This is a genomic window from Rhodoligotrophos defluvii (assembly GCF_005281615.1).
Classification (GTDB): domain Bacteria; phylum Pseudomonadota; class Alphaproteobacteria; order Rhizobiales; family Im1; genus Rhodoligotrophos; species Rhodoligotrophos defluvii.
Map to the genome: position 1 here is coordinate 220804 of NZ_SZZM01000008.1, position 14154 is coordinate 234957.

Below are 14154 nucleotides of genomic sequence, written 5' to 3' on the forward strand. Positions count from 1 at the left end.
CTCACAACCCATTATCGACGAGGAACCCTTCGAGGGCCGCGTTGAACACGGTCGGCCGCTCGAAGGGCAGCATGTGGCCCGCGCCCGGCACCATCACATAAATCCCTTGCGGGATCCTCCGCGCCATCTTCTCCGAGACCACCGGCGGCGATGCCTTGTCGTGCTCGCCGACGATGACCAGGGTGGGGCAGCCGATCGCGCCCAATGTGGCGCGCGCATCGAAGGTGGTGAGCAGGTTTATATAGGCGCGGTATGTCTCGGGCGGTGTGGCCGCCAGAGCCTTCTCCGTCAAGGCCACGCAGTCGAGGTCCGGATCTTCCCCGACCATGGCTGCGGTGGCGGGGCCTGCGAAATCCGCCATGGGGATGCCGCGGTCGAGCGGCTCCAGGCGCTCGCGGATGAACTGCTGCTGGAACGCGCCTTTCGGATCGCCGAAGGCCGGGCTTGTGGACACCAGGGCAAGCCCCGCCACGCGCTCCGGTGCCCGGGCGACAACGGTCTGCGCCAGCATGCCGCCCAAGGAATGGCCCACCAGCACCGCCCGTTTGATCTGCGCCGCATCGAGATCGGCGAGCAGGGCCTCGGCCAGCGCCGGGAAGGTGAGGGGGTGAAGCAGTGGCTTGCCCTTGCAGCCCGGCGCGTCCCAAGCCAGCACGTTGCGCTCGCGCGCGAAATGCTGCTCTTGGCGAAACCAGATCTCGCCTGCACCGCCAAGGCCGTGGATGAACACCAGCGCCGACTTCATGGACAGAACTCTCCCGGACCCTTAAATGACGTTCAGAAGGAACAGCACGTTCAGGGCGTGACATGTCGCGGCGCGAGAGGCAAGCCTCATGAAGATCACTTTCGTGGTCGCCGTTGCCGAGAACGGCGTCATCGGAGCGCGGGGCGGCCTGCCGTGGCACCTGCCATCGGACCTCAGGCGGTTTCGCAAGATCACCATCGGCAAGCCGGTGATCATGGGGCGCAGGACTTACGAGTCCATCGGCCGGCCGCTGCCTGGCCGCGACAATATCGTGATCACCCAGTCCGAGACCTTCGCGCCGGAAGGGGTCTATGTGGTGCGCTCGACGGAGGCGGCGCTGCGGCTGGGCGCGGCCAAGGCGATGGAGCGGGGAGTGAGCGAGATAGCGGTGATCGGCGGCTCGGCCATCTTCCGTGACATGCTGCCTTTGGCCGATCGTATCTATCTGACCCGGGTGCATGATTCTCCCCCCGGCGATGTCCATTTCCCCGACCTGCCACGCAACCAGTGGCGCGAGGTGGAGCGGCAAAGCTTCACGGCGGAAGAGGGGGAAAGTGCCGATACGACGCTGATCGTCCTGGAGCGGCTGGCCACGGGCGCGCAATAGCTTTACGTGAGCCGCGTCCGATGGCAGAGCGATCAGGACTTGGCCGCCAGGCACGTTCACTTGCGCGGCGGCGCGGCATGAAAGGCTTGATATGACCAGAGACGCAGCGGTTTACCGGTCGGTGCTGGACGAGATCGGCAATACGCCGATGCATGAGGTAACTCGGCTCGACACGGGTAAATGCCGGCTGTTGCTGAAGCTCGAGAACCAGAATCCGGGCGGATCCATCAAGGACCGCATCGGCCGCTCCATGATCGAGGCCGCCGAGCGCTCCGGCGCGCTCAAGCCGGGCGGCACCCTCATCGAGGCCACCGCCGGCAATACCGGGCTGGGGCTGGCCCTCGTGGCGGCTCAGAAGGGCTACCGCCTCGTGCTGGTGGTGCCGGACAAGATGGCCCAGGAGAAGATCTTCCATCTGCGCGCCATGGGCGCGGAAGTCATCAATACCCGCTCGGACGTGGGCAAGGGCCACCCCGAATACTACCAGGACATGGCAGCGCGGCTTGCGGCGGAAAACGGGTGGTTCTACGTGAACCAGTTCGAGAACCCGGCCAATCCCGCCGCGCACGAGGCCACCACCGGGCCCGAGATCCTGGCCCAATGCCGGCAGGCCGGCGTGGTGCCCGATGCGATCGTGTGCGGTGTCGGCTCCGGCGGCACGGTGACCGGCCTTTCCCGCTATTTCGCCAAGCACAATCCGGCAACCACCTTCGTGCTGGCCGACCCGGTGGGCTCAATCCTTGCCCATTATGTCGAGACGGGGGAGGTGAGCACCGAGCTCGGATCGTGGCTGGTCGAGGGCATCGGCGAGGATTTCATCCCGCCGATCGCCGACCTTTCGCGGGTTTCCAAGGCCTATTCCATTAGCGACGCCGAGTCGCTGCGCACCGCGCGCGACCTGCTGCGGGCGGAAGGCATTCTCGCCGGCTCGTCCACCGGCACCCTCCTGGCCGCCGCCTTGCGCTATTGCCGAGAGCAGACCGAACCGAAGGTGGTGATCACCCTGGTCTGCGACAGCGGCAATAAGTATTTGTCCAAGATGTACAACGACTTCTGGATGTTGGATCACGGACTGCTCGAACTTTCCCAGACCGGCGATCTCACCGATCTCATCGCAAGGAAACATGCAGAGCAGCAGACGGTCACCGTGAGCCCGCAGACACCTCTGACCCAGGCCTATCGGCAGATGAAGCTACACGAGATCTCGCAGCTGCCGGTGCTGGAAGAAGGGCAGCTGGTGGGGCTGCTGGACGAAGAGGACCTGCTGAGCCACGTCTGGCGCAACCGCGGGGCCTTCACCGGCCATGTGAGGGACGCGATGACGACAGGCCTCGTCAAGGTCGAGGCATCGGACAGTCTGGAACAGGTGCTCAACATTCTGGAGCGGGGCATGGTGGCGCCAGTCATGCGCGAGGGCGTGTTTCAGGGCCTGATCACCAAGATCGATATTCTGAACCACCTGCGCCTGCACGCCAACCGCTGAGAACCGAGATGCCGGCAAGCGTGCCCTTGTGGCCCTGGATGCCCCAGTCAAGCTGGGGCATGACGGATTTGCCTTGAACTCCAGGACCTTACGTGATCACCGGGCTTGACTCGGTGATCCAGGGCTAGTGAGGATGGTCGCGCCGTGCGGCCCGCGGTGCTCGGCTCAAGGCTCGACATGACGATTAGGCTTATGCTCCAATGGTTTGGATCGACGCCCGGTCCAGACAAGACAGCCCAGGTGTTGCGGAGGACAGGGCAGCTCGCCGCTTGCGGCGTCATCGCTTGCGCCTTATGAGGCTTGGCGAGAACACAGATACGAGAGGCACCGGTGTCCACTTCCTCCAATCGCCAGGGCTTTGCCACACGCGCGATCCATGCCGGCCAGGCGCCGGACCCGTCCACCGGCGCGATCATGACGCCGATCTTCGCCAGCTCCACCTTCGTCCAGCAGAGCCCCGGCGTTCACAAGGGCTATGAGTATTCCCGCTCCGGCAACCCCACCCGCAAGGCGCTCGAAGACTGCATCGCGGACCTGGAGAACGGCGCTGCCGGCTATGCCTTCGCCTCGGGCCTGGCGGCATCGAGCACGGTGCTGGAGCTGCTCGATGCCGGCGACCACGTGATCGCGGGCGATGATCTCTATGGCGGCAGTTACCGGCTGCTCGAGAACGTGCGCAAGCGCAGCGCCGGCATCACCACCAGTTTCGTGGATGTCTCCAACATCGATGCGGTGGCAGCCGCGATCACGCCGAAGACGCGCATGATCTGGGTGGAGACGCCCACCAACCCGCTGCTGCGCATCGTCGATCTTTCGGCGATCGCTCAGCTTGCCCGCAAGCACGGCGTGATCTCGGTTGCCGACAACACCTTCGCCTCGCCTTATCTGCAGCGGCCGATCGACCATGGCATCGACATCGTGGTCCACTCCGCAACCAAGTACCTCAACGGCCATTCCGACGTGGTGGGCGGCATTGCGGTGGTCTCCGGCAATAGCCCGCAGGGCGACCTGCGGCAGCGGCTCGCTTATCTGCAGAATGCGGTGGGCGGGGTGATGGCGCCGTTCGATGCCTTCATGGTCCTGCGCTCACTCAAGACCCTGCCACTGCGCATGGAGCGCCACTGCGAGAACGCGATGATCATCGCCCATTATCTCGCCCAGCATCCGAAGGTGAGCCACGTCTATTACCCCGGGCTCAAGCAGCATCCCGGCCATGACATCGCCACGCGCCAGATGCGGGCCTATGGCGGCATGGTCACCGCCGTGCTCAAGGGCGACCTTGCCGATGCGCGGCGGTTCCTCGAGCGCACCCAGCTCTTCGCCTTGGCGGAAAGCCTGGGCGGCGTCGAAAGCCTGATCGAGCACCCCGCCATCATGACCCATGCGTCGATCCCGGCGGAGATCCGCAAGCAGCTCGGCATTCTGGATGGGCTGGTGCGCCTGTCGGTGGGTGTCGAGGATGCGGACGACCTCATTCGCGACTTGGAACAGGCGCTGGCCTGATCAAGCAGGCTCCGGTTCGCTTGCAGCCGCCCCGGCCGTGTCCAGGATGAGCTGGCCCAAGGCCGTGAAATCCGCGGCGCGTGGCGAGCTTCTTCGCCACACGAGCCCCAGGCCGCGGCGCGGAACCGGCGCGCTGAACGGCCGCAAGGCGATGCCGCTGCAGGCGCCAGCCTCTCTCGTCACGGCGAGCTGGGGCAGCAGGGTCACACCGTAGCCATTCGCCACCATCTGCATAAGGGTTGCGAGATTGGTCGCGCCGAGCCCGTCCACCCCGTGCACATCCATGCGCTGGCAGAAGGCGACCGTCTGATCGCGCAGACAATGGCCCTGCTCCAGCAGGAGGATGCGTTCGCTGCGCAAAGCGAGGGGATCGATGATCTCGAAAGCGCAGAGCGGATGCCGCTCCGGCAGCGCCAGCACGAACGGGTCGTCGAACAGCGGCATCTCGGCCATGCCCTCTGCGCCCGAGGGCAGCGCGAGCAGGGCCAGGTCGATCCGCGCCTGCTGCAATTCGGTCAGCAGCGCCGCGGTCTGAGTTTCATGCAGGGTGAGGGTCAGCTGTGGAAATTCCTCCCGGAGCCGGGGCAAGATTCGGGGCAGCAGATAGGGCGCCACGGATGGGATCACGCCCAGGCGCAGGCTGCCGACCAGGGCCTGGTCGCTGCGGCGGGCCTGGTCCACGAGGTCGTTCACCGCCATGACGATGGCCCGCGCTCGCGCCACGATTTCGAGCCCGCGGGGGGTGAACACGATCTCGCGCGGCAACCGTTCCACCAGCGCTACGCCCAATTCGGCCTCGAGCGCAGCAATCTGCATGGACAGGGCCGGCTGCGAGACATGGCAAGCCTCGGCTGCCCGGCCGAAATGGCGGTGGCTCTCCAATGCGTCCAGGTATCTGAGCTGCTTTAGGCTGACCATGATCAGCTAATCTTATCGACCCTTTCGGATTTCGCAATTGGACCTGATCGCGCATTGCTCTTTAGAACTAGAACGGGACAAAAAAGGGAGCAGAAGACCATGGCGGAGCGTCCAACACTGACCACGACGGCCGGCGCGCCGATCGCGGACAACCAGAATTCACTGAGCGCAGGCGAGCGCGGCCCCCTGCTGATGCAGGACTATCAGCTCATCGAGAAGCTGGCCCATCAGAACCGCGAGCGCATTCCGGAGCGCACGGTGCATGCCAAGGGGTGGGGCGCCTACGGCACCCTCACCATCACCAATGATATCACCCGCTATACCAGGGCAGCCGTCTTCTCGCAGGTGGGCAAGCAGACCCCCATGCTGGCCCGCTTCTCGACCGTGGCAGGCGAACTCGGCGCGGCCGACCATGAGCGCGACGTGCGCGGCTTTGCCCTGAAATTCTACACGGAAGAGGGAAACTGGGACCTGGTCGGCAACAACACGCCCGTGTTCTTCGTGCGCGACCCCTACAAGTTCCCCGATTTCATCCACACCCAAAAGCGGCATCCCAAGACCAACCTGCGGTCGGCCACCGCCATGTGGGACTTCTGGTCGCTCTCGCCGGAAAGCCTGCATCAGGTGACGATCCTGTTCTCCGACCGCGGCATTCCGCAGAGCCCGCGCTTCATGCACGGCTTCGGCTCGCATACCTTCTCGTTCATCAATGCGGATAACGAGCGCTTTTGGGTCAAATTCCACTTCAAGACCCAGCAGGGCATCCGCAATCACACCAATGCGGAGGCCGAGGCGATCATCGGCAAGTCGCGCGAGTCCTACCAGGAGGATCTGTTCAACGCGATCGAGGCCAAGGACTTTCCGCGCTGGACCATGTATGTGCAGATCATGCCGGAGCTGGATGCGGAAAAGACCTGGTACAACCCGTTCGACCTCACCAAAGTCTGGCCGCACGGGGATTATCCGCTGATCGAGGTTGGGGTGATGGAGCTCAACCGCAACCCCGAGAACTATTTCGCCGAGATCGAGCAGGCGGCCTTCTCGCCCTCGAACATCGTGCCGGGCATCGGCTTCTCGCCGGACAAAATGCTGCAGGCGCGCATCTTCTCCTATGCGGACGCCCATCGCTACCGCCTCGGCACCCATTACGAGCACCTGCCGGTGAACCGGGCCCGCTGCCCCGTCCATCACTATCACAAGGATGGGCCGATGCGGTTCTTCACCGACACCAACCCTAACCCGGATGCCTATTACGAGCCGAATTCCTTCGGCGGGCCGGTGGAGAACAAGCGGTTCGCCGAGCCGCCGCTGCGGATCTCGGGCGATGCCGACCGCTACAACCACCGGGTGGGCAACGACGATTATACCCAGCCCGGCAATCTGTTCCGCCTGTTCAGCCCGGAGGAGCGGCAGCGTCTGTTCGACAATCTCGCCGCCGCGATGCAGGGCGTGCCAGAGGAGATCCTCAAGCGGCAGATTGTCCATTGCTACCGGGCCGATCCCGCATATGGCGAGGGCCTGGCCAAGCGGCTGGGCATCGATATCAGCGGGCTTGGGCTGGCACAGGCGGCCGAATAGCACAATTCCGAGGCTTTGCGCGTTGGGGGCGCTCCGGCGCCCCCAATTGCTTTCGGCGGCAGGATGGCCCGGCACAGCTTGCGGCCGGGCCGGTCGGCTGTCACAATCGGATCGATCCCGGTCACGAAAGACTTATGGGCCGGAGGGCGTCGATGCGGGTCTGTCCCATAGACTTAGCCACGCCGTTCCCCTATACCAACACAGCGCATCTGCATGTGTTTTCAAGATGTTTGTCATTTAGCAGGAAGGGTTAGAAACGGATGCCTTGGAGCAATCAAGGCGGTGGCTGGCAGGGCGGCGGACGGGGACCCTGGGGGCAGGGGCCCCAAGGGGGCGGACCGCGCAATACCCCACCGGACCTGGAAGAGATCCTGAAGCGAGGCCAGGACCGGCTGCGGAGCATTCTGCCGGGCGGGGGTGGTGGCGGCTCCAACAAGCTGGTCGTCTTCGCGGTCATCGCTGCGCTGATCGGCGTCTATCTCTGGAACGCGGCCTACCGCGTGCAGCCGGACCAGGTCGGTGTCGAACTCCTGTTCGGCAAGGCCAAGCCCGGCGAGACCACGCCCGGCCTCCACTTCATCTTCTGGCCTTTCGAGACGGTCGAGACCGTGCCGGCCCTTCGCACCAACCAGATGCGCATAGGCTCCCTGCAGCCGGGCCGCAACGACGACGCCGGCCTCATGCTCACCGGCGACCAGAATATCGTCGATATCGGTTTCACGGTGATCTGGCGGATCAGCAATCCCCGCCAGTATCTCTTCGACATTTCCCGGCCCGAGCTGCTCGTGCGCGTGGTGGCTGAAAGCGCCATGCGCGACGTGGTGGGGCAGACCGCGGCCGAGGTCGTGCGCACCACCGGGCGCGGCGAGGTGCAGGAAGCAGTCCTCAGGCTGATGCAGAGCACCCTCGACAGCTATGACGCCGGCATTCAGCTGCTCAGCGTCAATATCGAACGCGCCGATCCGCCGACGGCCGTGTCCGATGCCTTCGAAGAGGTGCAGCGGGCCAAGCAGGACCAGGAGCGATTCATCGAGGACGCGCAGAAATATGCCAACCGCCGCTTGGGCGAGGCGCGCGGCGAGGCCGCCCGTATCCGGGAGGAAGCCGAGGGCTACAAGGGACGGGTGATCGCGGAGGCCGAGGGCTCCTCGGAGCGATTCGTGCAGATCTACAACGAATATGCCAAGGCCGAGGACGTGACCCGTCGGCGGCTGTATCTGGAGACCATGGAGGCAGTGCTGGGCGATTCCAACAAGGTGATCCTGGACGAGCAGGCAGGCCAGGGCGTGCTGCCTTACCTGCCGCTGCCCGAGCTGCAACAGCGCAGGGCCCAGCCGGGCGCTTCCGCCAACACGGGAGCCGCCCAATGAACCCCAGCATCCGCAACGCAGTCCTGATCGTCATAGCGGCATTGGCGCTGCTGGCCTATATGGCGACGTTCATCGTCGACGAGCGCCAACGCGCCCTGGTGGTCCAGTTCGGCGAGATCAAGCGCGAGATCGACGAGCCGGGGCTCTATTTCAAGATCCCGCTCATCGAGAGCGTGGTCTACATTCCCCGCCCGCTGCAGTTCTTCGAGAGCAACGACAAGCGGGTGCAGGTGGTGGACGGCCGCCGCTATCTGGTCGACACCATCACCATGTACCGCATCGACAACGCCCGCCGCTATCGCGAGGCGGTGGAAGCCAATCAGCAGAATGCGGAGGACCGGCTCGAGACGTCTCTCGATGCGGCGCTGCGCGCCACCTATGGCAAGCGCTCCTTCGATGCGGCCTTGAGCCAGGAGCGCGAGCAGATGATGCGCGAGATCCGCGATGCCCTGATCCCGAGCGCGCGCGAGATCGGCATCCAGATCGTCGATGTGCGGATCCGCCGCACCGACCTCCTGCCGGAAGTCATGCAGAGCACCTATGACCGCATGAGCGCCGAGCGCCTGGCCGAGGCCGAGCAGATCCGCGCCGTCGGCACGGAGCGCAGCCTGCAGATTCGCGCCCAGGCGGACCGCACCGCGGTGATCCTCGTCTCGGAGGCCCAGCGGGATGGTGAAATCACCCGCGGTGATGCGGATGCCGAGCGTAGCCGGATCTATGCGGAAGCCTATGGCCGCGCGCCGGAGTTCTTCGCGTTCTGGCGGTCGCTGGAGGCGTATCGGAAGAGCCTGCAAGGCAACAACACCACACTCGTGTTGCGGCCCGATTCCGAGTTCTTCTCCTTCTTCAACGACGCCGGTGGAGGGGCCAACCGGCCGCAAAACGGGTCAAACCGGGGCGCGCCGCTGGCGGCACCCTCTGCCTCTGCGGAGCCGGCCCCGGCAAACCGGCCGCAAGCGCGGCCTACGCTTCCCATTCAGCCGCAATAGGTATGAAATCCCGGTGCATCATCACCGCGAGTGAATTATCTATGTTCCCATGAGCCGGTAGGCACTTCTTCCGGCTCATGCTCGTGGCTGGAAGCGTCAGGGCTGCGATGGGTGGCGCCCAGAGGAACAACGAAACATCCGCTTTGAGGAAACGAGGTAGCAGAAATGCCGATGGGACGAAGGTTCTTAGCCGAGATCGGAGACGCTCATCGGCGGACATTTCGATCGGCGGTCGCGGCGGTCATCATGGTTCTCGCCGTGGCCAACGTGCCAGCCGAGGCGGCTGGACCGCAATCGGTGGCAGATCTCGCGGAGCGCCTGTCGGGCGCGGTCGTCAACATTTCGACCACCCAGAAGCTCGAAGGGCGGGAAGCGGTGCCCATGCCCGACCTGCCGCCGAACTCTCCCTTCCGGGAGTTCTTCGAGGAGTTCTTCAACCGGCAGCAGCCGAACGGGTTGCCTGAGCGCGAGCGTCAGGCGAGCTCCCTGGGTTCCGGGTTCGTGATCGATCCGGAAGGCTACGTGGTGACCAACAACCACGTGATCACCGGCGCGGACAAGATCCAGGTCAATTTCGCCGACGGGCGCAACCTCGACGCCGAGGTGGTGGGCCGCGACTCCAAGACCGACCTGGCGCTGCTGCGCGTCAAGCCGACGAGCCCACTCCAGGCGGTGGAGCTCGGCGATTCGGACAGAGTGCGGGTGGGCGACTGGGTCATGGCCATCGGCAATCCTTTCGGCCTCGGGGGCTCGGTTACCTTGGGCATCGTCTCGGCGCGCAACCGCGACATCAGGGCCGGGCCCTATGACGACTTCATCCAGACGGATGCCGCCATAAACCGAGGCAATTCCGGCGGTCCGCTGTTCGATATGGAAGGCAGGGTGATCGGCATCAACAGCGCCATCATCTCGCCGACCGGCGGCTCGATCGGCATTGGCTTCGCTATCCCGTCCAGCACCGCCAAGAGCGTGCTGGCACAGCTGCGGGCCTATGGCGAAGTGCGCCGCGGCTGGCTGGGCGTGCGGATCCAGACGGTGACGGACGAGATCGCGGAGAGCCTCGGGCTGAGCAACAGCGAGGGGGCTCTGGTCGCCGAGGTGACGCCGGGCGGCCCCGCCGCCGCTGCCGGAATCGAGGCGGGCGACGTCATCCTCGAGTTCGACGGAAAGCCGGTGACGGCCATGCGCAACCTGCCGCGCATCGTCGCCAATACGGAGATCAACAAGCAGGTCCCGGTCGTTGTCATGCGCAATGGCGAGCGCAAGACCATCAATGTGGTCGTCGGGGACCTGAACCAAGGGGAGCCCGATCAGGCCACGGACGATGAAGCGGAGGAGCCTGAGGATACGCCGGCGCCCCAGTCGGAATCGGTCGCCTCGCTTGGCCTCGAGCTCGGCGTGCTCACCGACGAGCTGCGCGATCAATACCAGATCAAGGAGAACGTGAACGGGGTGGTGGTGACGGAAGTCACGCCGGGAGGCCCCGCTGCCGAAAAGAGGCTGCAGCCGGGCGACGTCATCGTCGAGGTCGGGCAGCGCGAGGTGCAGACGCCGGAAGAGGTGGCGCAACGGGTGGCCGAAATCGCCAAGAGCGGCCGCAAGTCGGTGCTGCTGCTGGTTTCCAATGCGCAGGGCGAGCCGCGTTTCCTAGGGCTGCGGATCGAAACGGACGCCGTGCCGAAGCAGTGATGCAGCCGGCGCTGGCCGGGCACATTGGTCCCCATAACAGACATATGTGCTGCGGGGGCCATCGAGAGCATGATCATGCTCGAACAGGGATTGGAGCGGGATGGCGATTCAGCGATCCGTCATCCTGCTCGAGAGATGCCGCCGACCAAGCCAGGAGTGGCATCAGCCGGGTCGAGGGGGCTATGAGGCTCTACCATTTCTTTCGCAGTTCAGCGGCGTACAGGATTCGTATCGCCCTCAATCTCAAGGGGGTGGAGCGGGAGCAGGTGCCGGTGGACCTTCTGGCCGGCGAGCAGAGCCTTCCTGGATACCGCGAGGCCAACCCGCAGGGCATGGTGCCGGCGCTTGATATCGGCCACGGCGCGCCCCTGACCCAATCGCTGGCCATCCTGGAATATCTGGAGGAACGCTTTCCCGAGCCGCCGATGCTGCCGCGCAGTGCCGAGGAGCGGGCCAGGGTGCGGGCCATGGCCCAGATCGTGGTCAGCGACATCCACCCGCTGGTGACGCTGCGGGTCATGCGCCAGCTTTCGGAGCAGTTCCAGGCAAGCCAGGCGGCTGTCGACGCATGGCTCCGGCATTGGATGCATGAAGGCTTCACCGCGCTCGAGCAGATGATTGGCGATGATGGCCATTGCTTCGGCGGACGCACGACGCTGGCCGATGTCTGCCTGGTGCCGCAGGTGGTGTCCGCGCGCCATTTCGGTGTGCCGCTCGATCCGTTCCCGCGCGTATGCAAGGTGGCCGACCTCTGCGGCAGCCTGCCGGCCTTCGCCATGGCCCATCCTTCCCGGCAGCCGGAGGCCGGCCACCAATGATGGTGGCCGCCGGCGTCCGCTATTGCGCCCAGAAGATGCAGTAGGACTTGCCGGTCTGGGTCTCGGCCCAGCTGCCGCCGAACATGGCGCATCCGAACTCGCTGCGCGGGTTGCCCAGCAGTTGCGGCGAGGAGAAGACGAGGGCGCCATAAAGCGCGCCCATCACCAGCAGGAAGCCGCCGAGGACGAACAGGAACACCTCGCGCCGCCGCAATTCGAGCCTGAGCCGCCGCAGCTCGGCCGTTGTCATGGCGGAGCCTTCCAGGCGCCGCGTAAACTCACGCCATTCGGCCCGCACCTTGTCGAGGCGGCGCGTGCCCATGAGCGCACCCCGCTCGGCAGCCTCGGAAAGCCGCCGCAGTTCGAGTTCGTCCAGCTCGCTCGTATCATCGCCGTGCGCCCAATCGGAGAACAGCTGCTGTTCCGGCGCCCCGTCGGGCACGGCGCTGCGGCTCTCGACGCCGCGCAATTCGGCGCGGCTGGCCCCCATGCGCTGCTCAAGGTGGTCGTCGGCATAGGTCAGGTGCTGCGCCAAAGTATGGCCAGCTGCGGCGTTGATGCGTCCGGCAGTGTCGGCGACCCGCGCGCCCGGTCCGCGATTCTGCTGCTCGGCTGCTGGAATTTCATCAGGCCGGCGGCGCAGGGCCTGCTCTCCCAATGAGTCCATCTCGCCCGCCTCCTCAAATGTGGCCATCCTCATCATTGTCACTGACATGTCCACCCCTCCACAGATCACGCCATAGAACCTGACGCCGCTCGACAGAATCGCGCCCTCTTGGAGGCAACCTTACCGCTTGATGGCGTTTTCGCAATTTAAAAGTGCGCAAATTTAGGCAACTCTACCATAGGTGTTAATATTGTGGACAAGCCATGGCGCCCGGACAACGGGCCAGCGGCCTTCAGGGGAGGGTTGGCTTTGCTTTTACGGGAAATAGTCGGCGAGGGCCTCGAGCTTCAAGGTCCACACGGCGCCGAGCTGCCAGTTTCCGGATGCCTCGTCGGCTTTGCCGCTCGTCGCGCGGGAGCCGCGCAGGGAAATCGAGGAGCGCGGCCAATTGTATCGGTAATCGAGCACGGTTTCCTGGTCGTCCGCGCTAGCGGCGCCGGCCAGCACTTGCCGGTGTACCCGTTGGCTCAACTCGACCTTCTGCGGTCCGTTGACCAGCGAAACCCCCATCCGCACCGCCATGTCGGCCGGGGTATCGCCGACGGCCTGGCTAACCTCCACACCTGGCGACAGCTTGCCTTGCCATTGGCCGAGCCCCAAGCCGTCCACGGGAAAGCGATAGTGCAGGGTGGTGGCGCCTCTCGCCACGGTGCGGGCGCTGCCATCGCGCACATGTTCAACCTTGCCTAAGAACTCGGCATCCAGGTTGCGGCCCAGCGCGGCCGAAATCCGGGCATCCGCCCCATAGCCGACTTTGGTGGCCGCGGCACCTGCCGTGGTATCGCGCACGGAATAGGTGTTGACACCGGCCCGCAGCGCCACGGGGCCAAATGCGACAGGCGCCTCGGCGCGCACGCTCGAGATGCGGTTCGCGCCCGAGCGCATCGCGTGAGAGGTTTCGGCGAGGCTCGCCTCCACCTTGTATCCGGCAACCGCCACATTGCCCTGCGCCTTCAACGTGTCGCGTGTGTAACGGCTGTCCAGCCCTTTCTCCTCGACTGCAAAGCTGTAGGTGAGCGGCATGTCGCCATGCGCGCTCAGGAGAGGAGGTTTCACATGGCGAGCAGCCAGGGCCCGGCGGCGCGCCTCGTACATCTCCAAGCGCCGCCGTTCTTCCGCCGCCGTGGCATGGATTTCCGGCAAGAGGTCGAGACGGAATTTCAGGGGCGAGGCGATCTTCGCGGTCGAACACGGGGTCGGCTGTGCCGGAGAGGCCGTATCGGCCGGCGGTTCGGGCAAAGCGCACTCTATGCCGGATTGGTAGGGGGGCTCGCCCTGGATGATAACCCAGCTGCCAGGCGCCCGGTCCTGGGCAGCCGTCTGCGCCGGCCCTAGGGCCAGAACGCCCGCGCCCAAGATGGCCGCGGCACATTGCATCGCGCCGCGCGCGGTCACCACGCGCTGGGGCAATGGGTGTCTCGGCTGGTCCGTCACGGTCGCTCCCCCGGAAATCGACAGGACCATAAGGGTAATCGACGTCTTTGGAAAGAATACGACGACGATGGAAATCGTCGATAAAAAGGCCGAAGCCGAAGGGCCTCGGCCTTTGTTAAGCCGAGAGCGTTTCCGCGCTTCTCCGAATCGCGAAACCGCGTCTCACGTTCTTGTTTGGTCGCATTTTCTTCACGCGAACCGGTATCCAGTTCGCTCGAAAATGCTCCAAGGGCTCCCAGCCTCAATTACCGGAGCCGCTGCCGCCACCGGTGCCGCCACCGGTGCCGCCACCGGTGCCGCCGCCGGTGCCGCCGCCCGTGCCACCGCCCGTGCCACCGCCGGTGCCACCGCCG

At 65.2% G+C, this 14154-nt stretch carries 12 protein-coding genes; 8 read left to right on the forward strand and 4 right to left on the reverse strand.

Annotated features, from left to right (window positions below; translation table 11 throughout):
• Position 1: 1 nt before the first annotated feature.
• Positions 2-745: an alpha/beta fold hydrolase gene (locus tag E4P09_RS24710; protein ID WP_137392319.1), complete on the reverse strand. Its 744-nt coding sequence runs from the start codon at positions 743-745 to the stop codon at positions 2-4.
• An 88-nt stretch (positions 746-833) separates the two neighbouring features.
• Here E4P09_RS24710 and E4P09_RS24715 point away from each other — a divergent pair, with 88 nt between their 5' ends.
• From E4P09_RS24715 to E4P09_RS24725, 3 genes are all read left to right on the forward strand, one after another.
• Positions 834-1352, forward strand: coding sequence for a dihydrofolate reductase (locus E4P09_RS24715; protein ID WP_137392320.1), 519 nt, complete (start codon positions 834-836; stop codon positions 1350-1352).
• Between the two features lie 91 nt (positions 1353-1443).
• The gene (locus E4P09_RS24720; RefSeq protein WP_137392321.1) at positions 1444-2835 is read left to right on the forward strand and encodes a pyridoxal-phosphate dependent enzyme; all 1392 of its coding nucleotides are present in this window, start codon (positions 1444-1446) and stop codon (positions 2833-2835) included.
• A 330-nt stretch (positions 2836-3165) separates the two neighbouring features.
• Complete coding sequence (locus tag E4P09_RS24725; RefSeq protein WP_137392322.1) at positions 3166-4338, forward strand: cystathionine gamma-synthase; 1173 nt, start codon at positions 3166-3168, stop codon at positions 4336-4338.
• Here the strand turns inward: E4P09_RS24725 and E4P09_RS24730 are convergent, their stop codons facing one another.
• The gene (locus tag E4P09_RS24730; RefSeq protein ID WP_170984634.1) at positions 4339-5256 is read right to left on the reverse strand and encodes a LysR substrate-binding domain-containing protein; all 918 of its coding nucleotides are present in this window, start codon (positions 5254-5256) and stop codon (positions 4339-4341) included.
• A gap of 99 nt (positions 5257-5355) precedes the next feature.
• Here E4P09_RS24730 and E4P09_RS24735 point away from each other — a divergent pair, with 99 nt between their 5' ends.
• The 5 genes from E4P09_RS24735 to maiA all read left to right on the forward strand — a co-directional run bounded on the left by E4P09_RS24735 (position 5356) and on the right by maiA (position 11700).
• Complete coding sequence (locus E4P09_RS24735; RefSeq protein ID WP_137392324.1) at positions 5356-6834, forward strand: catalase; 1479 nt, start codon at positions 5356-5358, stop codon at positions 6832-6834.
• A 260-nt stretch (positions 6835-7094) separates the two neighbouring features.
• Entirely contained in the window at positions 7095-8204 is a 1110-nt protein-coding gene (hflK, locus tag E4P09_RS24740) for an FtsH protease activity modulator HflK (RefSeq protein ID WP_137392325.1), read from the forward strand.
• Positions 8201-9193 (forward strand): protease modulator HflC, encoded by a 993-nt coding sequence (gene hflC, locus E4P09_RS24745; protein WP_137392326.1) that lies wholly within the window; start codon positions 8201-8203, stop codon positions 9191-9193. The genes hflK and hflC overlap by 4 nt, the downstream gene beginning before the upstream one ends.
• A gap of 246 nt (positions 9194-9439) precedes the next feature.
• Positions 9440-10882: a DegQ family serine endoprotease gene (locus E4P09_RS24750; RefSeq protein ID WP_239025358.1), complete on the forward strand. Its 1443-nt coding sequence runs from the start codon at positions 9440-9442 to the stop codon at positions 10880-10882.
• Positions 10883-11064: 182 nt separating this feature from the next.
• Positions 11065-11700: a maleylacetoacetate isomerase gene (gene maiA, locus E4P09_RS24755; RefSeq protein WP_137392328.1), complete on the forward strand. Its 636-nt coding sequence runs from the start codon at positions 11065-11067 to the stop codon at positions 11698-11700.
• A 19-nt stretch (positions 11701-11719) separates the two neighbouring features.
• Here the strand turns inward: maiA and E4P09_RS24760 are convergent, their stop codons facing one another.
• Both E4P09_RS24760 and E4P09_RS24765 read right to left on the reverse strand, forming a co-directional pair.
• Positions 11720-12367: a hypothetical protein gene (locus E4P09_RS24760; protein ID WP_137392329.1), complete on the reverse strand. Its 648-nt coding sequence runs from the start codon at positions 12365-12367 to the stop codon at positions 11720-11722.
• Between the two features lie 255 nt (positions 12368-12622).
• On the reverse strand, positions 12623-13801 hold the full coding sequence (locus tag E4P09_RS24765; protein WP_137392330.1) for a hypothetical protein: 1179 nt from the start codon (positions 13799-13801) through the stop codon (positions 12623-12625).
• Between the last annotated feature and the right edge of the window lie 353 nt (positions 13802-14154).